Genomic DNA, 22,768 nt, shown 5'->3' on the forward strand with positions numbered 1-22,768 from the left:
GGGCGCAGGCGCGGCTCAGGCGGCCACCAGCTCGGGGTGCCAGCGCCGGGCGACGGCCGGGTGAGCGCGGACCCAGCCCTTCAGTTCGTTGCGGCCGTACTCGGCGTGCAGCGGGTTGGACGCGTCGTGCGCGACCCCGGGGGCCGCGCGCAGGTACTCGCCCGGCACGGTCTCCACCACCGCGTCCAGCCGCGGATTGTAGAAGAACGGCACCGAGAACCGCTCCACCGCACCCGGCGGGCTGACCACCCGGTGGTCGGTCGCCGTCAGGTAGCCCTCGGTCGCGATCTCCAGCAGCTCGCCCAGGTTCACCACGAAGGCGCCCGGCAGGGGCGGCACGTCCACGTAGCCGCCGTCCCGGACCACCTGGAGGCCGCCCACGGAGTCCTGGAGCAGGAGGGTCAGGAAGCCGTAGTCCTTGTGCGCGCCGACCCCCTGGTCGGCGCCGGAGGGGGCGGACCCCGGGTAGCGGATCAGCTTGGTGTGCAGGTGGGGGCGGTCGGCGAAGGCCTCGTCGAAGAAGTCGGCCGGGGCGCCGATGGAGACCAGGAGTTCCTGGAGCAGGCGGTGCGCCACCGCCGCCAGGCGCGTCTGCCAGTCCAGGACCACCGTGCGGAGCTCGGGGAGGGCCGCCGGCCACTGGTTCGGGCCCTCCAGCCACAGGTACGGCGGGTCGTCCGGGCCCACCGCCGGCGCGGGCCGCTCGGCGCCCACGTCCAGCTGGTCGCGCCAGTCGGAGGCCCCGCCGGTCAGCTCGTGCCCGATCCGGGTGTACCCGCGGAAGTGCGGGGAATTCAGATTGCTCACCGCGAGCCGGTCGGCCTCCGGAAGGGCGAAGAAGGTCCGGGTGACCTCCAGGATGCGGGCACTCTCGGCGGCGGTCACGCCGTGCCCGGTCAGGTGCAGGAAACCGGTGTCCCTGGCTGCTGCGTGCAGCTTCTTCAGGAATGCGGCCCGCAGGGCCGGGTCGTCGGCCTGGGAGAGGTCCAGGACGGGGAGGGAGTGCACGGACGGCATGACGGCTCCGTTTCGGATGTCACGGGGTCCTGTTCCCCAGAGGTGGCGGGGCAGCGGGTGGGGCGGGGCCGTCGGCGGGGATGGTGCCGGCGACCGCTCGGGCCGCGTACAGGACCAAGTCGGATCGGGGCGGATCAGGCTTGGGTTCGGTCCGGCGGCTGACAGCTCGCCGTCGTGACGCGCATGTAGTCCACATGGCGGCGCTTGACGAGGAGAACGGTCATACGGTGAGCGTACGCCCGCGCGAGCCTTCATCAGAACGGGTGATCCGGCCTGACCGGACGGGCTCGCCCGCGGACCGGCTAGGCTGGACCCGTGGCAGTCGTCGATGTTTCCGAAGAGCTGAAGTCCCTCTCCTCGACCATGGGGTCGATCGAGGCCGTCCTGGACCTCGACAAGCTGAGGGCAGATATCGCCGTGCTCGAGGAGCAGGCCGCCGCGCCGTCCCTGTGGGACGACCCGGAAGCCGCCCAGAAGATCACGAGCAAGCTTTCGCACCTCCAGGCCGAGGTTCGGAAGACCGAGACCCTGCGCGGGCGCATCGACGACCTCGGGGTGCTGTTCGAGCTCGCCCAGGAGATGGACGACGCGGACACCCTCGCCGAGGCCGAGGCCGAGCTGGTGTCCGTCCGCAAGGCGCTGGACGAGATGGAGGTCCGGACCCTGCTCTCCGGCGAGTACGCCGAGCGCGAGGCCCTGGTCAACATCCGTGCCGAGGCCGGCGGCGTCGACGCCTCCGACTTCGCCGAGCGCCTCCAGCGCATGTACCTGCGCTGGGCCGAGCGCCACGGCTACTCCACCGAGATCTACGAGACCTCGTACGCCGAAGAGGCCGGCATCAAGTCGACCACCTTCGTCGTCAAGGCCCCCTACGCCTACGGCACCCTCTCCGTGGAGCAGGGCACCCACCGCCTGGTGCGCATCTCCCCCTTCGACAACCAGGGCCGCCGCCAGACCTCCTTCGCGGGCGTCGAGGTGCTCCCGGTCGTCGAGACCAGCGACCACGTCGAGATCGACGAGTCCGAGCTGCGCGTGGACGTCTACCGCGCCTCCGGCCCCGGCGGACAGGGCGTCAACACCACCGACTCGGCCGTGCGCATCACGCACATCCCGACCGGCATCGTCGTCTCCTGCCAGAACGAGCGCTCGCAGATCCAGAACAAGGCCAGCGCCATGAACGTCCTCCAGGCCAAGCTGCTGGAGCGGCGCCGCCAGGAGGAGCAGGCCAAGATGGACGCCCTCAAGGACGGCGGCAGCTCCTGGGGCAACCAGATGCGCTCCTACGTCCTGCACCCCTATCAGATGGTCAAAGACCTGCGCACCGAGTTCGAGGTCGGCAACCCGCAGGCGGTCCTCGACGGCGAGATCGACGGCTTCCTGGAGGCGGGCATCCGCTGGCGCAAGCAGCAGGAGCAGACCGCGTAAGGCGCACGCCGCGCGCACGGAACACGGGAAGGGCCCGGACACCACAGGTGTCCGGGCCCTTCCGCCGCATGTGATCGGTACGCGGCGCGGGCACCGACGAGCACCGGCGCCGACCCGCCCGGCGGCGCCTCCTAGGCGGTCTGCTGGGCCACCAGCACCAGAGCTGCCACGAGGACCACCATGAGCGCGATGAGCGCCACGGGGTTCAGGCCGGAGAAGGGACCCTCCTGCTGGAGGCGCTCCCGGTTCGCCCGGCACACCGGGCAGCGGCCCTGGCTGACGGGTGCGGCGCAGTTCGCGCACACGAGCCGGTCATATGTCATGCGCTCCTCCTCTCGTCCCCTCGGTCATCCTTCTTGCCTATAACGGCGCGGGGAACCGGACCGTTCCCCCTACCACTGTGCCAGCTTTGCCGACATTCGGCGCGGCCCGTCCGGGCAATCGCGGTCCGGACCCTCCAGGACCGAGGGATAAAGCGGACAACTCCGGATGCCGGGTCCCCACCTCGCGCCCGTTCGCGTAGGGTCACGCTCACCTACCCCCGGCGACCGTGGTGCACCCGTGATCCGATTCGACAGCGTCTCCAAGTCCTACCCGAAGCAGAGCCGTCCCGCACTCAGAGAAGTCTCCCTCGACATCGCGAAGGGCGAGTTCGTCTTCCTGGTCGGTTCGTCCGGCTCCGGCAAGTCGACGTTCCTCCGGCTCATCCTGCGCGAGGAGCGGGCGAGCCACGGCCAGGTGCACGTCCTGGGCAAGGACCTCGCCAAGCTCTCCAACTGGAAGGTCCCGCAGATGCGGCGCCAGCTGGGGACCGTCTTCCAGGACTTCCGCCTGCTGCCCAACAAGACGGTGGCCGAGAACGTGGCCTTCGCGCAGGAGGTCATCGGCAAGCCCCGGGGCGAGATCCGCAAGGCCGTCCCGCAGGTCCTCGAACTGGTCGGCCTGGGCGGCAAGGAGGAGCGCATGCCCGGCGAGCTGTCCGGCGGCGAGCAGCAGCGCGTGGCCATCGCCCGCGCCTTCGTCAACCGTCCGGCGCTGCTGATCGCGGATGAGCCCACCGGCAACCTCGACCCGCAGACCTCCGTCGGGATCATGAAGCTGCTGGACCGGATCAACCGGACCGGCACGACCGTGATCATGGCGACGCACGACCAGCAGATCGTCGACCAGATGCGCAAGCGCGTCATCGAACTCGAACAGGGCCGACTCGTGCGCGACCAGTCGCGCGGCGTCTACGGCTACCAGCACTGAAAGGCCCCCAGAGTCATGCGCGCCCAGTTCGTCATGTCCGAGATCGGCGTCGGCCTCCGCCGCAATCTCACCATGACCTTCGCGGTCATCATCTCCGTGGCCCTGTCGCTGGCCCTGTTCGGCGGCTCCCTGCTCATGAGCGAGCAGGTGGGCAGGATGAAGGGCTACTGGTACGACAAGGCCAACGTCTCGATCTACCTCTGCAACAAGCAGGACGCCCAGGAGGCCGGAGAGGCCGCCGCCAACAGCGCCGGGGGCGTGGCGACCTGCCGCAAGGGCGCCGTGACCGACGAGCAGAAGAAGCAGATCGAGTCCGAGCTCAAGGCGATGTCCCTGGTCAAGTCGGTGACCTACGAGTCGGCCGACGAGGCGTACAAGCACTACCAGGAGCAGTACGGGCACACGGCCCTGGCCTCCTCCATCACCCCCGACCAGATGCAGGAGTCCTTCCGGGTCAAGCTCAAGAACCCGGAGAAGTACAAGGTGGTCACCTCCGCCTTCGCGGGCCGTGACGGCATCCACACCGTCGACGACCAGCGCCAGGCGATCGACGACCTCTTCAGGATCCTCAACTACCTCAACATGGCGGCCATCGGCATCATGGCGATCATGCTGATCGTGGCGCTGCTGCTGATCGTCAACACCGTGCGCGTCTCGGCGTTCAGCCGCCGGCGGGAGACCGGGATCATGCGCCTGGTCGGGGCCTCCAGCTTCTACATCCAGGTCCCCTTCATCATGGAGGCCGCCGTCGCCGGGCTCATCGGCGCCTTCTTCGCCTGCGTCATGCTCGTCTCCGGCCAGTACTTCGTGATCGACCACGGTGTCGGCCTGCGGGACAAGATCCAGCTCATCGACTTCATGGGCTGGGGATCGGTGCTGGCCAAGCTTCCGTACGTGCTCTTCATCGGCCTCCTGATGCCCTCCATGGCCGCCTTCATCGCTCTGCGCAAGTACCTGAAGGTGTGACAAGCGCCCCGCAGGCGGTCCGGCCGACCATCCGTACCGGCGCGGGGCTTGTCCTAGACTCGGCGCCATGCCGGGTCTGCCCGCCTTCCGTCTCCGGCCCCGCGACCCACGTCGCGGGGCCGTTCTGACGTTAACCTTCGTCGCCGTCGTCGCCGTCGGCGCGTTGACCGGCTGCTGGGACCGCGACGACGGGGCGGCGGCCGCCGCGCCGGCGGACGCACCGGTGCCCGGTGCCCGGCGCGCGGAGGGCACGGCCGACCGCGAGGCAGTCGCCCGTGCCGCCGCCGAGGCCGTCGCCGAGGGCAAGTCGGGCAAGAAGGCCGCGCAGGAGGTGGTCAGCCGCAGCGGCGACCGCTGGGGCACCGTCTACGACCGGGGCGAGTACGCCGCCTTCGCCGAAGACCTGGACGGGCACTGGACCGGCGTCGGGGTCTGGGCCGTGCGCGCCCGGGACGGCATGATCACGGTCGACGAGGTCCAGTCCGGCAGCCCGGCCGCGCGGGCCGGGCTGCGCGCCGGGGACCGGCTGCTCAGCGTCGACGGGCACGCTGTGACCGGCCTGGCCGTGGCCGACGTGGTCGCCCTGCTGCGGGGTACCGCAGGCACCCCCGTCGTGCTCAACCTGAGCAGGAACGGCGCCGACCTCACCGAGACCGTCCTGCGCGAGCGGCTGAGTACCGAGCCGGTGACCGTCCGGCAGCTCGCCGGCGACGTCACCGTCATCAAGGTGACCTCCTTCACCCGCGGCTCGGGGGAGCGGGTCAGGGCGGCCGTCCGGGCGGCCCCGGCCGGCGGTGGCGTCATGCTCGACCTGCGCGGCAACCGCGGCGGGCTGGTCGCCGAGGCCGTCACGGCCGCCTCCGCCTTCCTGGACGGCGGGCTCGTCGCGACCTACGACGTGCGGGGCGAGCAGCGCGTGCTGAACGCCGCGCCGGGCGGGGACACGACCCGGCCGCTGGTGACCCTCGTCGACGGCGGCACGATGAGCGCCGCCGAGCTGGTCACGGGCGCGCTCCAGGATCGGGGGCGGGCGGTGGCGGTGGGCAGCCGGACCTTCGGCAAGGGCGCCGTGCAGATGCCGACCGAGCTCCCCGACGGCTCGGTGGCCGAGCTGACGGTGGGCACGTACCGCACTCCGGCCGGCCGCAGCCTCGACGGCGGCGGCATCACCCCGGACGTGCCGGCCGGCGAGCGGGCCGAGGAGCGGGCCGTCACGGTATTGGGTGGCCTCGGGGTGGGTCCGTAGTGCGAAAATGACCGCACTATGGCTAAGGAAAAAGGGCGCAAGCTGATCGCCCAGAACAAGAAGGCGCGGCACGACTACGCGATCCTCGACACCTACGAGTGCGGACTGGTGCTCACCGGTACCGAGGTCAAGTCCCTGCGCCAGGGACGGGCCTCGCTGGTCGACGGCTTCGTGTCGGTGGAGAGCAGGGAGGCCTGGCTCTACAACGTGCACGTGCCGGAGTACAGCCAGGGCACCTGGACCAACCACAGCGCCCGGCGCAAGCGCAAGCTCCTCATGCACCGCGAGGAGATCGACAAGCTGGAGCGCAAGGCGGACGAGTCGGGCCACACGATCGTGCCCCTCGCCCTGTACTTCAAGGACGGCCGAGCCAAGGTCGAGATCGCCCTGGCGAGGGGCAAGAAGGAGTACGACAAGCGGCAGACGATGCGGGAGAAGCAGGACACCCGCGAGACGAACCGGGTGATCTCAGCCATCCGTCGCAAGCAGCGGGGCACGGTGTAATCACCTGGCACGCGGTGGTCCACTTCGCGTACCATGACGTCAGCACCGCCCCCCGGGGTGGAGCACATTGTTAAAAAAACATGGGGATGATCGGTTTCGACAGCGGATGTCGATGCAGGGGAAGCGAGCCGAGGAAGCGGCAATGATCTCGCTAACCACATGTCGCAAAAAATAATCGCCAACTCCAAGAGCGATAACTCCCGCTTCACCCTCGCTGCCTAATAACAGTGAGCTGAAGCCTCTGTGAGGAGCGTCAGCCCGGAAGTGGTCCCGGTCCGGATCCTGGCGTCAACAAGGGATCTAAACCTCTAGCCCCGGTCACGGGGGTTGGAGGGAAATCAAACAGTGACTGAGCCCGTCGGAGACTTGTCCGTGTGATCTCCGGGGCCGAGAAAAGCGCAGCGGACTGCGCTCGGAGAAGCCCTGCTTCTGCACCGTTGGACGCGGGTTCGATTCCCGCCATCTCCACTCATCCCATGTGGGCGAAGGCCCCGCACCCCGGTTCCTGGGGGCGGGGCCTTCGTCATGCGCAGGCTGGTCGCTGTCGGCGGCGATGACCTCGACGGGGCACCGCGGTTTCCGAACGCCTCGTTCGATGCGCGCGTCCGCCGTCAGCAGGGGGACGCCCCGTGTCTCGGCGAGGGCGACGTACGTGGCGTCGATGCGCCGGCGGGCAGCTGCGCCCTGGAGCCCCTGTCCGTGAGGAACAGGACCAGGGCGGAGGAGTCCACGACGATCAACGGCCCGCCCTGCCCGCCCTGCTGGAGGCAGGGCTTGTGGGCGGGGTCGATTCCCGCCCTCTCCCCTCATCCCGTGCCGGCGACCGCTTCCGGCGGCCGATGGGCCAACAGCCCCCCGGCCGGCGGGCCGGGGGGCTGTGTCAGGCGGTGGCGGGGGTCAGCAGAACGGGACCTTGTTGAGGTTCAGGGCGTAGCGGGCGGAGATCCAGCCGGAGCCGTCGGCGAGCTTGTACCAGATCGCGTTCCCGTCGATGTTCTGGCCGTTGACCTTGCACTGGAGCTTGACCACCGTGCCGGTCGGGATCTTGCCGTGCTTCTTGTAGTGGGTGCCGGGGCCGGAGCGGACGCCCAGTCCCTTGCCGGGGCTGACGATCTTGGCCTTGGGGTGCTCGTGGTGGCCGCCGCCGCACTTGCAGTCGCCGGGCTTCCCGGGCTTGCCCATGTCGCCCTTCGGACCCTTGGGGCCCTGCGGTCCGACCGGGCCGGGCTTGCCGGGGTGGCCCTTGGGGCCCTGCGGGCCGCGCGGGCCCGGCCTGCCGGTCTCGCCCCTGTTGCCCTTGTCCCCCTTCTCGCCGCGGTCGCCCCTGTCTCCCTTCTCGCCCTTGTCGCCCTTGTCTCCCTTCGGGCCGCCGGCGGGTCCGGGCTCGCCCTGCGGGCCGCGGGGCCCCGTGTGGCCCGGCCTGCCGATCTCGCCCCTTTCCCCCTTGTCGCCCTTCTCGCCGCGGTCTCCCTTGTCCCCCTTCTCGCCCTGGTCTCCCTTCTCGCCCTTCTCGCCCTTGGGGCCGGGGCGCCCGGGCTTGCCGTGGTGGCCAGGCTTGCCGTCGTCTCCCCGGTCCCCCTTGTCTCCCTTGGGGCCGGTCACCGGGGTGGCGACGGCGAACAGCGCCGGCGCCGCACCGTCGGTCGACCACTCGCCGCCGTGCAGGGTGGTGCCCTGTGGGGCGTCCGCGTCCACCCGCAGGTCGACGCCCAGCCGGGTCTGCTCGTTCGACGGGAAGACGAAGCCGGCGCGGCTCCCGGCGTCGCACATCAGCTGACGGGCGTCCGCCGAGCGCGTGCACGGGACCGAGGAACGCTGCCCGTCCCAGTAGAAGCGGGCCTCGGGGAAGCTCGTACGGTCCGGCGCGACGATCCGGAAGGTGCTGCTGACGGCCCGGTCGGCCCCGTTGGCGGCCGCGATGACGACGCGGCCCGTCCCGCCGGGGGCGATCGAGGGTACGTACGGCTGGAAGAACCGGATGTCGGACGAGTCGGCGGCGGCCGGCACGGCCGGTGCCAGGCAGGCGGCGGTGACGGCAGCGACGAACAGGGCCGCGGGCACGGAACGGGAAGCAGGCACGGGTAGTTCCTCCGCAAAGGGAAGGGCGCTGGGGGGAAGGCACCACCAGTTATTGCGGATCTTGGGCGGAGGTCGTGCGTACCACGCGGGAACGGTCACTCGGGCGCCGGATCGATCGGCCCGACAAGGCGATCGCCAGGGCGATCAGCGCGGCCGTCGCCGGCACCGCGTAGGCGGCGGTCGGGCCCGCGCCCTCCACGACCTGCCCGGCGCTCGCCGCGCCGACCGCGATGCCCGTGAGGATGGCGGTGACCGCCAGGGTCAGGCCCTCGTTCAGCCGTCCGCCAGGGGTGCGGGCGTGAACCTGCGACATCGCCGTCACCATCGTCGGGGCCGTGGCCATGCCGGCCAGCAGGAGCGCGCCGGCCAGCGCGGTCACCGAGCCGGAGGCCGCGGCGGCCCACGGGAGGGTCATCAGGACGGCCAGGGCGCACACACACGCCTTCAACGAGCGGGCGCGCACGGTGCCGTAGAGCAGGCCCGCCGCACAGGAGCCCGCCGCCTGGAAGGCCAGGACCAGGCCGGAGGCGGCGCCCAGCCCCCGGACGTCGAGGTAGGCGATCGAGGCGACCTCCATCGAGCCGAACACCACGCCCGTGACGAGGAAGAGCGGCAGCAGCGGACCCAGTGCGCGCAGCGGGGAGCCGCGCCGCGCCGCCGCCGTCACGGGGGGCTGGGTGGCGCGGCAGGCGGTGAAGACCAGCATGCCGGTGAGCAGCAGCACGGCTCCGGCGAGGGTGCCCGCCTCGGGGAAGAGCGCTCCGCACAGGAAGGCCGCCAGGACCGGCCCGAGCATGAAGCACAGCTCGTCCGCGGCCTGCTCGAAGGACATCGCCGTGTGGTGGGCGGCGGGGGAGTCGCGCAGCAGGTGCGTCCAGCGGGCGCGGGACATGCCGCCGATGTTGGGAGTGGTGGCGGTCGCGGCGTAGCAGGCGAAGAGCGTCCAGGCGGGAGCGCCGGTGCGGACGCAGATGACCAGGGCCAGCGAGCCGAGGACCGCGATCAGGGTGGCCGGTACGGCGATCCGGGCCTGGCCGTGGCGGTCGATCAGACGGGCGGTCCAGGGTGCGACCACCGCCGTGGCCGCCAGGCCGGTCGCCGTGACCGCGCCGGCGAGCGCGTACGAGCCCCGCTGGCCGGCGATCATCATGACCGCGCTGACCCCGAACATGCCCATCGGCAGGCGGGCGAGGAGGTTGCCGGCGGTGAACCCGCGGCTGCCGGGCAGGGCGAACAGCCGCCGGTAGGGGCCGGGCGCCCGCCCGGCGGCCCGGCGGCGGGCGGCGGCAGCGGGCGAGGGGGCGGCGGCGGGCGAGGGAGCGGCGGCAGCGGGGGAGGGGGCGGTGGCGGTGATGACGAGCGTGCCGCCGGTGACGGTCATGAGGGGCATGCGCCCACCCTCGGCCGGGGCGGTGTGCGGCGTCCAACACCTGTTCCGAAGCCATTCACCCGTTCCCGTTGTTAGTCTCCGGGGGTGAATCCCCGTGATGTGGAACCCCGTCTGCTCCGCGGGTTCGTCGCCGTCGCCGAGGAACTGCACTTCACCCGTGCCGCCGCCCGCCTGTACGTCGCCCAGCAGGCGCTCAGCAGGGACATTCGGCGCCTCGAACAGACCTTGGCGGCCACGCTGTTCCTGCGCACCACCCGCGCCGTCGAACTGACCGCCGACGGGCACCGCCTGCTGCCCCTGGCCCGGCGTGTGCTGGGTGCCCACGAGGAGCTGGCGGGCGCCTTCGCGCCCGGCACCGGGACCACATCCGGCGCGGCACCCCGCCCGCTCCTCGTGGACCTGAACACCGACGGGCCCGGCACCGCGCGCACCGTGCTCGAACGGGCCCGCGAAATCGCCCCGGACTGCGAGCTGATGGCCCGCTTCGAGAGCGGGCTCACCCATGCCGCCGCCGAGGTCGCGGCCGGCCGGCTCGACGTCGCCTTCGGATACGCCGACGGGCTCGACCCCGCACTGCGGGCGCCGCTCGCCCGGCGGCCGGTACGGTACGAGCCGCTCGCCGTGCTGCTGCCCGAGGGCCACCCTCTGGCCGCGGGGGAGTCCGTACCGCTGGACGCGCTGGCCGGGGAGACCGTGTACGCGGGCGCCGGCAACCCCCGGACGCTGGAGTGGACGGGGCTGGCGCGCGAGCTGTTCGCCGGGCGGGGGATCCTGGTGGCGCCGCCGGCGCCGGTCGCGATGGGCATGGACGAGTTCCGCCGGGTCATGGTCAAGACCGGCAACCCGGTGCTGGCGACCGTGGGCTTCCTGGAGATGCCGGGGTGCGTGAAGCTGCCGCTGACCGATCCGGTGCCGCTGTCGCCGCTGTCGATGGTGTGGCGCAAGGGTTTCGGCCACCCCGGGCTGGACGCCCTGCACGCCGCGACCGCCGGGCTGGCGGCCGAGCGGGGCTGGCTGGAGCCACCGGCCGGGAGCTGGCTGCCCGCCCCGCTCACACACGGCACGGGCGGCGGGTGAGAGCAAGGTTTCCCGGCGGTCATCCGGCGGGGACCGGGGCCGAAACGAGCCCTTCCTACGGTCGTTCCCACGGACGCGACAGCTGTGGAGGCGTGTGATGACCGGAACCGCACCGCGCAAGCGGGGCCGCTGGATCGAACAGTGGGACCCCGAAGACGAGACCTTCTGGAAGGAGACCGGGGAGCGGATCGCCCGCCGCAACCTGCTGTACTCCGTCCTCTCCGAGCACATCGGATTCTCCATCTGGTCCCTCTGGTCCGTGATGGTCCTCTTCATGGGCCCCCAGTACGGCGTCGACCCGGCCGGGAAGTTCTTCCTGATCGCGACGGGGACCTTCGTGGGCGCGGTCGTGCGCGTGCCGTACACCTTCGCCGTCGCCCGCTTCGGCGGCCGGAACTGGACCGTCTTCAGCGCGCTGCTGCTGCTCGTGCCGACGGTCGCCGCGATCGCGGTGATGGAGCCGGGGACCTCGTACGGGACCTTCCTGATCGTCGCCGCCCTCACCGGTGTCGGCGGCGGCAACTTCGCCTCCTCCATGACCAACATCAACGCCTTCTTCCCGATGCGGAAGAAGGGCTGGGCGCTCGGCCTGAACGCGGGCGGCGGCAACATCGGCGTGCCCGTCGTCCAGCTGGCCGGCCTGCTCGTCATCGCCACCGCCGGGGCCGGCCACCCGCGGCTGTTGCTGGGCGCCTACATCCCGCTGATCGTGATCGCCGCGCTGCTGGCGGCCGTACGGATGGACAACCTGGCGCCCGTGCGCAACGACACCGGCGCGGTGCGCGAGGTCCTGAAGGACCGGCACACCTGGATCATGTCCTTCCTCTACATCGGGACCTTCGGGTCCTTCATCGGCTACAGCTTCGCCTTCGGGCTGGTCCTGCAGACCCAGTTCGGGCGAACCCCGCTCCAGGCCGCCTCGCTGACCTTCATCGGACCGCTGCTGGGCTCGCTGGTCCGGCCGGTGGGCGGCGCGCTGGCGGACCGGTTCGGCGGGGCGCGGATCACCCTGGCCACGTTCGTCGCGATGGCCGCGGCGACCGGAGTCGTCGTGTTCGCCTCGCAACGGTCCTCGCTGCCGGTCTTCCTCGTCGGGTTCGTGGCCCTGTTCGTCCTGAGCGGACTCGGCAACGGCTCGACGTACAAGATGATCCCCGGCATCTTCCAGGCGAAGGCGCTGGCGCGCGGGATGAGCGGCGAGAGCGCGGCGGCGTACGGACGGCGGCTCTCCGGGGCCTCCATGGGGCTGATCGGCGCCGTCGGCGGGCTCGGCGGCCTGGGCATCAACCTGGTCTTCCGGGAGGCGTTCCGCTCCTCCGGGTCCGGGACGACCGCCTTCGCCACCTTCCTCGGCTTCTACGCGGTGTGCTGCGCGGTGACGTGGGCGGTATACCTTCGCCGCCCGGCGGCCCCGGTGGTCCACACGGCCGAGGCTCCGGTGAAACCCCAGCTCACGTCGGTGTAACCGGGGCGAAATGCGGGTGAACCGAGTCCGACACGCCGAGTTGGCAGGCTCGGTCCACCCGTACCGCCCCCCCCATGCGTCAGTAGGCAGGTCACGATGGACGACAGGAACACCCGGCCGCTCGCGGGCTTCACCGTCGGGGTCACCGCCGCCCGGCGGGCGGACGAACTGATCGCGCTGCTGCGGCGGCGCGGAGCGTCGGTGCTGCACGCGCCGGCGCTGCGGATCGTGCCACTCGCCGATGACAGCGAACTGTTGGCCGCCACCAAGGAACTGATCGGCTGCCCGCCGGACGTGGTCGTCGCCACCACCGCCATCGGCTTCCGCGGCTGGGTCGAGGCCGCCGACGGCTGGGGGGTCGGCGAGCGGCTCCTGGAGACCCTGCGTTCCGCCGGACTGCTCGCGCGCGGGCCGAAGGTGAAGGGCGCCATCCGGGCCGCCGGACTCGTGGAGGAGTGGTCCCCGGACTCGGAATCGCTCGCCGAGGTACTGGACCGGCTGCTGTCGGCCGGCGTCGCCGGCCGGCGGATCGCGCTCCAGCTGCACGGGGAGCCGCTGCCCGGCTTCGTCGAGGCGCTGCGGGCCGGCGGGGCCGAGGTGGTGGTGGTCCCGGTGTACCGGTGGATGCCGCCGGAGGAGCTCGCGCCGCTGGACCGGCTGCTGGACGCGATCGTCGGCGGCGCGGTGGACGCGGTGAGCTTCACCTCGGCCCCCGCGGCGGCCTCGCTGCTGTCCCGGGCCGGGGAGCGGGGGATGCGGGAGGCGGTGCTGGACGCGCTGCGCGGCGGGCCGTTGTCCGCGTGCGTCGGGCCGGTGACGGCGCTGCCGCTCCAGGCGCTCGGCGTGGACACCGTCCAGCCGGAGCGCTTCCGCCTGGGCCCGCTGGTGCAGCTGCTCTGCCAGGAGCTGCCCGGCCGGGCCCGGGTGCTGCCGGTGGCCGGGCACCGGATGGAGATCCGGGGGCACGCGGTGCTCCTCGACGCGGAACTGAGGCCGGTGCCGCCCGCCGGGATGGCGCTGCTGCGGGCGCTGGCGCGGCGGCCCGGCTGGGTGGTGGGCCGGGCGGAACTGTTGCGGGCGCTGCCGGGCGCGGGCCGCGACGAGCACGCCGTGGAGACGGCGATGGCCCGGCTGCGGGCGGCGTTGGGGGTGCCGAACCTCATCCAGACGGTGGTCAAGCGCGGCTACCGACTGTCGCTCGACGCGGGCGGCGAGGACAAGTACGGCGAGCTTCCGCGGGACGTGGCGGTGACGGCCAGGGGGGTCCTGGGCTAGCGTACCGGGATGATCATCGACGGGGTGGAGATGAGGGGCGTCGCACTGGACGACGCCGCCGCACTGGCCGAGGCGTTCGCACGGAACCGGGCGTACATGACGCCGTTCGAACCGGCCCGGCCCGAGGCCTTCTACACGGAACTGGGCCAGCGGGAACGGATCGGGCAGCAGCTGCAGTCCCGGGCGGCCGGACGGCTGTTGCCGTACGTGCTGGTGGACCTGGCGAGCGGCACGCCGCTGGGGACCATCAACCTCGGCAACATCCAGCACGGGCCGCTGAGCAGCGGCGGGCTCGGCTACTGGGTGGACGAGGCCTGCCGCGGCAAGGGGTTGGCCACGGCCGCCGCCCAGGAGGTCTGCCGGATCGCCCGCGACGAGCTGGGGCTGCACCGGGTGGAGGCCGGGACCCTGGTCGACAACCTTGCCTCGCAGCGGGTGTTGGCGAAGGCGGGCTTCGAGCAGTACGGACTCGCGCCGCGCTATCTGCACATCAACGGCGCCTGGCGCGACCACCGCCTCTTCCAGCGGATCCTGCACGATCACCCGCCGGCCCCCTGACGGGGACGCACCTCCGGTGATCCGGCGCCGGGCCGGGCCGAACACGGCGGGCCCCGCACCGGTTCGGGGGCTTCCCCCACGGGCGGGGGACGGGCACTCTGGGGAGGCGCCCGACGACGCGAGGCGGTGACGGACATGCGGTTCGACTCCGGGCGGGTCTGCCTGGACCTGGTGGCCACCCTCACCCCGCGCGAGGGGATCCCGGACGGCGACGAGCTGCGGCTGTGGCTCGCCGGGGCCGGCCTCGTGCCGGACCGGACACCGCTGGCGCGGGTGGGCGGCGACTGGGCCGAGGCCTTCCGTGCCCTGCGCGCCGACGTGGAGACCCTCGTACGGGCGGAGCTGTCCGGGGGCGATCTCGACGAGGGCGCCCTGGCCCGGGTCAACGCGCTGGCCGCCGGACCACCCCCGGGCCTGTGCGCCGTACGGGACCAGGAAGGGCACCTCGTGCGGGAGTTGTGCGGCGGCGTCGAATGCGGCGCCCTCCTCGCGGCCGTCGCCCGGGACGCCGTGGAACTGCTCACCGACCCCGGCGACCGCGCCCTGCTGCGGGCCTGCGCGGGCGACGGCTGCACCCGCGTCTACCTGGACACCTCCCGCGGCCACCGGCGCCGGTGGTGTTCCAGCGAGCTGTGTGGCAACCGCGAGCGCGTCGCCCGCCACCGCCGACGGCTGCTGGCGTCCGGATCCCGGTAGCCGTCGTATCACTGAGCGAGACGCGTTTCCGGAACGGGCGTGCGCGCAGGGCGCCGGTTCGCGTACGGTTGACGGTCGCCCATGCACGTCAGAAGGGGGCCTTGGTGGCCGCGCAGGATGCCGCTGTCGACAGCACGGCGGATTCCGTCCGCGATCGCGAGATCGCGGTCGAGCAGACGCACCTCGACCAGGTGTACCGCCGCCTCGAGGAGAAGATCCACGAGGCCGAGTTCCTCATGAACGACGCCGCCCAGCGCGGCCAGGTCGGCACCCCCGGGGCCCTGGCCGAGCGTGACGCGCAGGTCTTCCGGGCGGGCATCCACCTGAACCGGCTCAACAACGAGTACGAGGACTTCCTCTTCGGGCGCATCGACCTGCTGCTCGGCAAGGACGGCGAGCGCGGCCCGGACGGTGCGTACACCTCCGTCGAACCCGCCGATGCCGCGATCCGCGACGACCTCACGGCCGACATCGCCGAGACCCTGCACATCGGCCGCATCGGGGTCCTCGACTCCGACTACGCGCCGCTGGTCATCGACTGGCGGGCGCCGGCGGCCGCGCCCTTCTACCGCTCCACGCCCAAGGAGCCGGGCCGCGTCGTGCGCCGCCGCGTCATCCGCTCCAAGGGCCGCAGGGTGCTGGGCGTCGAGGACGACCTGATGCGCCCCGAGGTCACCGCCTTCCTCGACGGCCGCGAGCTCCCCGCCATCGGCGACGGCGCGCTCATGGCCGCACTCGGGCGGGCCCGTACGCACTCCATGCGCGACATCGTCTCCTCCATCCAGGCGGAGCAGGACCTGGTCATCCGGGCCCCCGCCGCCTCCGTCGCCGAGGTCGCGGGCGGCCCCGGCACCGGCAAGACCGCTGTGGCCCTGCACCGCGCCGCCTACCTGCTCTACCAGGACCGCCGCCGTTACTCCGGCGGCATCCTCATCGTCTCCCCGACCCCGCTGCTCGTCGCGTACACCGAGGGCGTGCTGCCCTCGCTGGGCGAGGAGGGCCAGGTCGCCATCCGGGCGCTCGGCTCGCTGGTCGACGGTGCCGAGGCGACCACGTACGACGACCCGGCCGTGGCCCGGATCAAGGGCTCCTCCCGGATGCGATCGGTCCTGCGCAAGGCAGTGCGCGGCACCCTGGAGCTCGGCGACCACCGGGGCCCGGCCCCCGACCGGCTGCGGGTGGTGGCCTTCGGCAGCCGCCAGGAGCTGGAGGCCACCGAGCTCAACCGGATCCGGCAGAACGTGCTCGGCGGCACCGCGCCCGTGAACCTGCTGCGCCCGCGGGCCCGCAAGCTGCTGCTCGATGCCCTGTACGCCAAGACCGGCGCCGCCGGCCGGCACAGCGATCCGGAGCTCGCCGCCGAACTGCGCTCCGCGTTCGACGAGGACATCTCCACCGAGGAGGCCTTCGTCGGCTTCCTGAACGCGTGGTGGCCCGAGCTGACCCCGCGCCGGGTGCTCGCCGCGATGGCCGACGAGCGCAGGCTCGGGCGCTGGTCGCGCCGCGACCTGAACCCGCGCGAGACCCGCCGGCTGGCCCGCTCGCTGCATCGGGTGGGCCCGGAGGGCGAGGGCCCCCTGTCGGTGCACGATGTGGCGCTGCTCGACGAGCTCCAGCAGCTCCTCGGCGCCCCCGCCCGGCCGAAGCGGAAGCGGGAGGCGACCGCGTCCGGCGCTTGGGGGCTCGACCAGCTCAGCGGGCTGGAGGAGCTGATGCCGACGCGCGAGGAGACCCAGTGGGAGCGGGCCGAGCGGCTCGCTGCGGAGCGCACCGAGTACGCGCACGTCATCGTGGACGAGGCCCAGGACCTGACGCCGATGCAGTGGCGGATGGTGGGCCGCCGGGGCCGGCACGGCACCTGGACGGTCGTCGGCGACCCGGCGCAGTCCTCCTGGACGGATCCGGAGGAGGCGGCCGCCGCCCGTGACGAGGCCCTGGGGTCCCGGCCGCGCCGGCGGTTCACGCTGACGGTCAACTACCGCAACCCGGCCGAGGTCGCCGAGGTCGCGTCCCGCGTGCTGCGCCGGGCGATGCCCGGGATGGAGCCGCCGTCGGCGGTGCGCTCCACGGGACTCCGGCCGCGGTTCACGGCGGCGGCGGGCGACCTGGGCGCCGTGGTGCGGGAGGAGACCCGGCGGCTGCTGGAGCAGGTGGACGGCACCGTCGGCGTGGTGGTGGCCATGGACCGGAGGGCGGAGGCCGCGGGCTGGCTCGCCGACCTCGGCGAACGGGCCGTGGCACTGGGCAGCCTGGAGGCGAAGGGCCTGGAGTACGACGCCACGGTGGTCGTCTCCCCGGCGGAGATCGCGGAGGAGTCCCCGGCGGGCCTGCGGGTCCTGTACGTGGCGCTCACCCGTGCCACGCAGCAGCTGACGGTGGTCTCCGGCCAGGGGGACGGGCCGGACGCGGACGGGGTTCCCGAGCTGCTCCTGCCGTAGCCGGGGACGGTCCGGCCCCGTGGCCCGGACGGGTGTCCGGGCTGTTCAGCGGCCGTGTACGGCCGTATGGGCCGCAGCCGGGCGCGTGGTCCCGGCAACCGACCGCGACCGGGGGGATCACATTCGGCGATCCTTTGTTAGCCTGGGTACGGCACCGACTCGATCCAAGCCCCCGGGCCCAACCTTCGTCGCTCAGAGCGACCACTTGCCGCGAGGCGAGCATGGCGGGTCGGTGTCGCAAACGTACGCATCACCAGGTCCGCGCCCTCCACAGGTGGAGGGCGCGGACCTGTTTTGTATGACCCCACCATTCCGAACCCCCCTCGTATCTCGTATGGTGGAAGAGTCTTTCCGAAATTTGTAGCTGGTTACCTTGTACCGGCTGGTAGGTGGGACGATCGGACAACAGGTCCTGCCGCACCTGCTGTGGAGCGCGGGCCCTGTGTGTGAAGCGAACCAGGGACAGAAGAGGAAACACGGCCATGGCAACGGCGCCCAGCGTCTCGTATTCGATGACGGTCCGGCTGGAAGTGCCCGCGAGCGGAACCGCGGTCTCCCAGCTCACCACCGCCGTGGAGTCCTCCGGCGGTTCGGTCACCGGCCTCGACGTGACCGCCTCGGGCCACGAGAAGCTGCGGATCGACGTCACCATCGCCGCCACCTCCACCGCGCATGCCGACGAGATCGTGGAGAAGTTGCGCGGCATCGAGGGCGTCAGCCTGGGCAAGGTCTCCGACCGTACGTTCCTGATGCACCTCGGCGGCAAGATCGAGATGTCGTCGAAGCACCCCATCCGTAACCGTGACGACCTCTCGATGGTCTACACCCCGGGTGTCGCCCGCGTGTGCACCGCCATCGCCGAGAACCCCGAGGACGCGCGCCGCCTCACCATCAAGCGCAACTCCGTCGCAGTCGTGACGGACGGCTCCGCGGTGCTGGGCCTGGGCAACATCGGCCCGATGGCCGCGCTGCCCGTCATGGAGGGCAAGGCCGCCCTCTTCAAGCGCTTCGCCGGCATCGACGCCTGGCCGATCTGCCTCGACACCCAGGACACCGACAAGATCGTCGAGATCGTCCGCGCCATCGCCCCGGGCTTCGCCGGCATCAATCTGGAGGACATCTCCGCGCCGCGCTGCTTCGAGATCGAGGCCCGGCTGCGCGAGGCCCTCGACATCCCCGTCTTCCACGACGACCAGCACGGCACCGCGATCGTCGTGCTCGCGGCCCTCACCAACGCGCTGCGCGTGGTGGGCAAGGCAGTTGAGGACGTCAAGGTCGTGATGTCGGGCGCTGGGGCGGCCGGCACCGCCATCCTCAAGCTGCTCCTCGCGGCGGGCGTGAAGAACGCCGTCAGCGCCGACATCCACGGCGTCGTGCACGCGGGCCGTCCCGACCTCGTCGACGCCGCGGTGGACTCCCCGCTGCGCTGGATCGCGGACAACACCAACCCCGAGGGCTACACCGGCACCCTGAAGGAGGCCGTGGTCGGCGCCGACGTGTTCATCGGCGTCTCGGCTCCGAACGTGCTGTCCGGCGAGGACGTCGCCGCGATGGCGGAAGGCGCCATCGTGTTCGCGCTCGCGAACCCGGACCCCGAGGTGGACCCGGCCGTGGCCCGCCAGACGGCCGCCGTGGTCGCCACCGGCCGCTCCGACTTCCCGAACCAGATCAACAACGTCCTGGTCTTCCCGGGTGTCTTCCGCGGCCTGTTGGACGCCCAGTCCCGCACCGTGAACACCAGCATGATGCTCGCCGCCGCGACCGCGCTGGCCGACGTCGTCGGCGAGGACGAGCTGAACGCCAACTACATCATCCCGTCGGTGTTCAACGACAAGGTCGCCGGAGCGGTCGCCGGCGCCGTCCGCAAGGCCGCCTCGGCCGCGCAGAACGGGTCTGTGACGGGCCTCACGGCTCCCTGATCCCCGGCGCGTCGCGAGATGCGGGCCCGCTGGGCCGCCTCTAGGGTTGCGGGGATGCCAACGTGCTCCGCTGTTCGCATCCCTCGGGTGCGGACGGAGTGTCACCGGGGCGTGACTGTGGCGCTTTTCGTGTGACCCCGGCGGGTGCCGGATTCGCTTTCCCGCCGCTGGTGGGGGCAGGATGCGTAACCGGGCGAGAGGGTCTGACGTTCAGACCCGGGTCCGGGGACTGTCCTAGGGCCCTGGCAGCATCGGCTTCGATCTCACGCCTCTAAGGCAAGTTGAACACGGGAGTACAACATGAACCGCAGTGAGCTGGTGGCCGCTCTGTCCGAGCGCGCCGAGGTGACCCGCAAGGACGCCGACGCCGTTCTGGCCGCGCTCGCCGAGACCGTCGGCGAGATCGTCGCCAAGGGCGACGAGAAGGTCACCATCCCCGGCTTCCTGACCTTCGAGCGCACCCACCGTGCCGCTCGCACCGCGCGCAACCCGCAGACCGGCGACCCCATCCAGATCCCGGCCGGCTACAGCGTGAAGGTCTCCGCGGGCTCCAAGCTCAAGGAAGCCGCCAAGGGCAAGTAGTCCTGCCCCGGCGCCGGGGGCCGCAGAGGCCTTCTGGACGCCGAGCACCGCAGGGACGCGGCAGTACGTGGAACGGCGAAGGGCGGCCACCCCCGGGCGGGGTGGCCGCCCTTCCGCCTGTCCGTCCATCCGGGCGCTACCGGGGCGAGGCCTGTCAGCGCCCCGCAGCGCCCCGCAGGGCCCCCTAGGGCCCCTCGGGGCTGATCCGGGGCTGATCCGGCACCGGGGGCCGCCGACGGGCCGCGGACGGGCATGCGAAAGCCCCCCGGCCCTTGTGGGGGCCGGGGGGCTTTCGCCGTCCGTACGCGGAGTGCGGCGCGCGGGACCGGCGGGGGTTACACGAGGTCGCCGCCCGGAAGCTCGACCTTCGCGCCGAGCTCGACGAGCTTCTCCATGAAGTTCTCGTAACCGCGGTTGATCAGGTCGATGCCGTGGACCCGGGAGGTGCCCTCGGCGGCCAGCGCCGCGATCAGGTACGAGAAACCGCCGCGCAGGTCGGGGATGACCAGATCGGCGCCCTGCAGCTTGGTCGGGCCGGAGACGACCGCCGAGTGCAGGAAGTTGCGCTGGCCGAAGCGGCAGGCCGAGCCGCCCAGGCACTCGCGGTACAGCTGGATGTGAGCACCCATCTGGTTGAGCGCCGAGGTGAAGCCGAGCCGGGACTCGTAGACCGTCTCGTGGACGATCGAGAGGCCGGAGGCCTGCGTCAGGGCCACGACCAGCGGCTGCTGCCAGTCGGTCTGGAAGCCGGGGTGCACGTCCGTTTCGAGCGCGATGGCGTTGAGCGGGCCGCCGGGGTGCCAGAAGCGGATGCCGTCGTCGTCGATCTCGAAGGCGCCGCCGACCTTCCGGTACGTGTTCAGGAAGGTCATCATCGAACGCTGCTGGGCGCCGCGCACGTAGATGTTGCCGCCGGTGGCGAGGGCCGCGGAGGCCCAGGAGGCGGCCTCCAGGCGGTCCGGGAGCGCCTTGTGGTTGTAGCCGCCGAGCCGCTCCACACCGGTGATCCGGATGGTGCGGTCGGTGTCCATGGAGATGATGGCGCCCATCTTCTGCAGCACGCAGATGAGGTCCTCGATCTCCGGCTCCACGGCGGCGTTGCTGAGCTCGGTGACGCCCTCGGCCAGGACGGCCGTCAGCAGTACCTGCTCGGTCGAGCCGACGGAGGGGTAGGGCAGGCGGATCTTGCAGCCGCGCAGCCGCTGCGGGGCCTCCAGGTACTGGCCGCCCTCGCGCTTCTCGATCGTCGCGCCGAACTGGCGCAGCACGTCGAAGTGGAAGTCGATCGGCCGACCGCCGATGTCGCAGCCGCCGAGGCCGGGGATGAAGGCGTGGCCGAGGCGGTGCAGCAGGGGCCCGCAGAAGAGGATCGGGATGCGTGAAGAGCCCGCGTGGGCGTCGATGTCGGCGACGTTGGCGCTCTCGACGTGGGTGGGGTCGAGCACCAGCTCGCCCGGTTCCTCGCCGGGGCGGACCGTCACCCCGTGCAGCTGGAGCAGACCTCGCACGACACGCACGTCACGGATGTCGGGAACGTTGCGCAGCCGGCTGGGTTCGCTGCCGAGCAGAGCGGCGACCATGGCCTTGGGCACGAGGTTCTTCGCACCGCGGACACGGATCTCGCCCTCGAGCGGGGTACCGCCGTGGACAAGCAGTACATCGTCACTGATGCCGGTCATGAATCTCGCGTTCCGGAGAGGGTGGGCAGGGGGATCAGGGAAAAGGGTAAGGGCCATCACCCCCTTGTTCGTAAGGGTGACGTGGCCGTAGGACTGTCATGAATTCGGTACAACACCCTCCGTATCCACCACATGGCGGAGTGTCGCGTTCCGGCTGCTCCGTCCGTGCGCGCTCCCCGCCGCCGCCGTGCGCCCTGAACTGCGGGCGGTCCGATCCGCCCGCCCGCTCCCCGCGAAGGGGTGATGTGGGGGATCATGGCGGCATGACCGAGGTGTCCTCCCTCACAGGGCGGCTGCTCGTGGCCACCCCCACCCTCGCGGACCCGAACTTCGACCGCGCGGTGGTCCTGCTGCTCGACCACGACGAGCAGGGCTCGCTCGGCGTTGTCCTCAACCGGCCGACCCCGGTGGGCGTCGGCGACGTACTGCAGCCCTGGGCGCCCCTGGCCGGTGCCCCCGGCGTGGTCTTCCAGGGCGGGCCGGTGGCGCTGGACTCGGCTCTCGGGCTCGCCGTCATCCCGGGCGAGGAGGGGCCGCTCGGCTGGCGCCGGGTGCACGGGGCGATCGGGCTGGTCGACCTGGAGGCGCCGCCGGAGCTGCTGGCCCCGGCCCTCGGGGGCCTGCGCATCTTCGCCGGCTACTCCGGCTGGGGGCCGGGCCAGCTGGAGCGGGAGCTCGGCGAGGGCGCCTGGTACGTGGTGGAGTCGGAGCCCGGGGACGTGTCCTCACCCGACCCGGAGCGGCTGTGGCGGTCGGTGCTGCGCCGCCAGCGCAGCGAACTCGCGATGGTCGCCACCTATCCGGACGACCCGTCGCTCAACTGACGGGCGCGGGGTTAAGTACCCTGGGTTCCATGAGCACTCTTGAGCCCGAGCGCGGGACTGGCACGGGGACCCTCGTAGAGCCGACGCCGCAGGTGTCGCACGGTGACGGCGACCACGAGCGCTTCGCCCACTACGTCCAGAAGGACAAGATCATGGCGAGCGCGCTCGACGGGACCCCCGTCGTCGCGCTCTGCGGCAAGGTCTGGGTACCGGGCCGGGACCCGAAGAAGTACCCGGTCTGCCCCATGTGCAAGGAGATCTACGAGTCCATGGGTCCCGGCGGGGACAAGGACAAGGGCGGCAAGGACAAGTAGGTCCGACCCGTTCCTCCTCCCGTTCGCGGGACCGGGCCCTCGGCGCACCACGGTGCGGCCGGG

General features: G+C 72.0%; 20 protein-coding genes and 1 other RNA gene. 16 read left to right on the forward strand and 5 right to left on the reverse strand.

Going from position 1 to position 22,768, the window contains the following annotated elements; genetic code table 11:
- Positions 1–15: 15 nt before the first annotated feature.
- Entirely contained in the window at positions 16–1,017 is a 1,002-nt protein-coding gene (locus AW27_RS20680; RefSeq protein WP_037923247.1) for an isopenicillin N synthase family dioxygenase, read from the reverse strand.
- A gap of 315 nt (positions 1,018–1,332) precedes the next feature.
- Here AW27_RS20680 and prfB point away from each other — a divergent pair, with 315 nt between their 5' ends.
- The gene (gene prfB, locus AW27_RS20685; protein WP_037923250.1) at positions 1,333–2,442 is read left to right on the forward strand and encodes a peptide chain release factor 2; all 1,110 of its coding nucleotides are present in this window, start codon (positions 1,333–1,335) and stop codon (positions 2,440–2,442) included.
- Between the two features lie 131 nt (positions 2,443–2,573).
- Here prfB and AW27_RS20690 read toward each other — a convergent pair whose 3' ends face one another.
- Positions 2,574–2,765 carry a hypothetical protein gene (locus AW27_RS20690; protein WP_037923252.1) on the reverse strand — a complete coding sequence of 64 codons (192 nt, stop codon included), beginning with the start codon at positions 2,763–2,765 and terminating at the stop codon, positions 2,574–2,576.
- 238 nt (positions 2,766–3,003) lie between these two features.
- On the opposite strand from AW27_RS20690, the gene ftsE reads away from it, so the two are divergent.
- From ftsE to ssrA, 5 genes are all read left to right on the forward strand, one after another.
- Positions 3,004–3,693 carry a cell division ATP-binding protein FtsE gene (ftsE, locus tag AW27_RS20695; RefSeq protein WP_030011324.1) on the forward strand — a complete coding sequence of 230 codons (690 nt, stop codon included), beginning with the start codon at positions 3,004–3,006 and terminating at the stop codon, positions 3,691–3,693.
- 15 nt (positions 3,694–3,708) lie between these two features.
- Positions 3,709–4,659 carry a permease-like cell division protein FtsX gene (gene ftsX, locus AW27_RS20700; protein WP_037923256.1) on the forward strand — a complete coding sequence of 317 codons (951 nt, stop codon included), beginning with the start codon at positions 3,709–3,711 and terminating at the stop codon, positions 4,657–4,659.
- Positions 4,660–4,726: 67 nt separating this feature from the next.
- Positions 4,727–5,905 carry a S41 family peptidase gene (locus tag AW27_RS20705; protein WP_037923258.1) on the forward strand — a complete coding sequence of 393 codons (1,179 nt, stop codon included), beginning with the start codon at positions 4,727–4,729 and terminating at the stop codon, positions 5,903–5,905.
- Positions 5,906–5,923: 18 nt separating this feature from the next.
- Entirely contained in the window at positions 5,924–6,409 is a 486-nt protein-coding gene (smpB, locus tag AW27_RS20710; RefSeq protein ID WP_037923261.1) for an SsrA-binding protein SmpB, read from the forward strand.
- Positions 6,410–6,491: 82 nt separating this feature from the next.
- Positions 6,492–6,880, forward strand: a transfer-messenger RNA (tmRNA) gene (gene ssrA / locus AW27_RS20715).
- A 426-nt stretch (positions 6,881–7,306) separates the two neighbouring features.
- Here ssrA and AW27_RS20720 read toward each other — a convergent pair.
- Both AW27_RS20720 and AW27_RS20725 read right to left on the reverse strand, forming a co-directional pair.
- A complete protein-coding gene (locus AW27_RS20720) occupies positions 7,307–8,488 on the reverse strand; it encodes an SH3 domain-containing protein (protein ID WP_157840266.1) in 1,182 nt (393 codons plus the stop codon).
- A 49-nt stretch (positions 8,489–8,537) separates the two neighbouring features.
- Positions 8,538–9,869, reverse strand: coding sequence for an MFS transporter (locus AW27_RS20725; RefSeq protein WP_052030961.1), 1,332 nt, complete (start codon positions 9,867–9,869; stop codon positions 8,538–8,540).
- A 93-nt stretch (positions 9,870–9,962) separates the two neighbouring features.
- Here AW27_RS20725 and AW27_RS20730 point away from each other — a divergent pair, with 93 nt between their 5' ends.
- The 8 genes from AW27_RS20730 to AW27_RS20765 all read left to right on the forward strand — a co-directional run bounded on the left by AW27_RS20730 (position 9,963) and on the right by AW27_RS20765 (position 19,888).
- Positions 9,963–10,955 carry a LysR family transcriptional regulator gene (locus tag AW27_RS20730; protein WP_037923262.1) on the forward strand — a complete coding sequence of 331 codons (993 nt, stop codon included), beginning with the start codon at positions 9,963–9,965 and terminating at the stop codon, positions 10,953–10,955.
- Between the two features lie 97 nt (positions 10,956–11,052).
- Positions 11,053–12,420, forward strand: coding sequence for an MFS transporter (locus AW27_RS20735; RefSeq protein WP_037923264.1), 1,368 nt, complete (start codon positions 11,053–11,055; stop codon positions 12,418–12,420).
- Positions 12,421–12,516: 96 nt separating this feature from the next.
- Positions 12,517–13,695, forward strand: coding sequence for a uroporphyrinogen-III synthase (locus AW27_RS20740; RefSeq protein ID WP_052030812.1), 1,179 nt, complete (start codon positions 12,517–12,519; stop codon positions 13,693–13,695).
- A 9-nt stretch (positions 13,696–13,704) separates the two neighbouring features.
- On the forward strand, positions 13,705–14,253 hold the full coding sequence (locus AW27_RS20745; protein WP_037923266.1) for a GNAT family N-acetyltransferase: 549 nt from the start codon (positions 13,705–13,707) through the stop codon (positions 14,251–14,253).
- 135 nt (positions 14,254–14,388) lie between these two features.
- Positions 14,389–14,949 carry a CGNR zinc finger domain-containing protein gene (locus tag AW27_RS20750; RefSeq protein WP_037924233.1) on the forward strand — a complete coding sequence of 187 codons (561 nt, stop codon included), beginning with the start codon at positions 14,389–14,391 and terminating at the stop codon, positions 14,947–14,949.
- 104 nt (positions 14,950–15,053) lie between these two features.
- Positions 15,054–17,387 carry a HelD family protein gene (locus AW27_RS20755; protein WP_037923268.1) on the forward strand — a complete coding sequence of 778 codons (2,334 nt, stop codon included), beginning with the start codon at positions 15,054–15,056 and terminating at the stop codon, positions 17,385–17,387.
- Positions 17,388–17,869: 482 nt separating this feature from the next.
- A complete protein-coding gene (locus tag AW27_RS20760) occupies positions 17,870–19,306 on the forward strand; it encodes an NAD-dependent malic enzyme (RefSeq protein WP_037923270.1) in 1,437 nt (478 codons plus the stop codon).
- A gap of 300 nt (positions 19,307–19,606) precedes the next feature.
- The gene (locus AW27_RS20765; RefSeq protein WP_007264399.1) at positions 19,607–19,888 is read left to right on the forward strand and encodes an HU family DNA-binding protein; all 282 of its coding nucleotides are present in this window, start codon (positions 19,607–19,609) and stop codon (positions 19,886–19,888) included.
- A 335-nt stretch (positions 19,889–20,223) separates the two neighbouring features.
- Here AW27_RS20765 and murA read toward each other — a convergent pair whose 3' ends face one another.
- The gene (gene murA / locus AW27_RS20770) at positions 20,224–21,567 is read right to left on the reverse strand and encodes a UDP-N-acetylglucosamine 1-carboxyvinyltransferase (protein ID WP_030771691.1); all 1,344 of its coding nucleotides are present in this window, start codon (positions 21,565–21,567) and stop codon (positions 20,224–20,226) included.
- Between the two features lie 263 nt (positions 21,568–21,830).
- On the opposite strand from murA, the gene AW27_RS20775 reads away from it, so the two are divergent.
- Positions 21,831–22,391 (forward strand): YqgE/AlgH family protein, encoded by a 561-nt coding sequence (locus tag AW27_RS20775; RefSeq protein ID WP_037923275.1) that lies wholly within the window; start codon positions 21,831–21,833, stop codon positions 22,389–22,391.
- A gap of 29 nt (positions 22,392–22,420) precedes the next feature.
- Positions 22,421–22,705, forward strand: a complete 285-nt coding sequence (locus AW27_RS20780) for a DUF3039 domain-containing protein (RefSeq protein WP_030010729.1) — start codon at positions 22,421–22,423, stop codon at positions 22,703–22,705.
- The last annotated feature ends 63 nt before the right edge of the window (positions 22,706–22,768 follow it).

The sequence above is a fragment of the Streptomyces sp. PCS3-D2 genome, assembly GCF_000612545.2.
Lineage (GTDB): Bacteria > Actinomycetota > Actinomycetes > Streptomycetales > Streptomycetaceae > Streptomyces.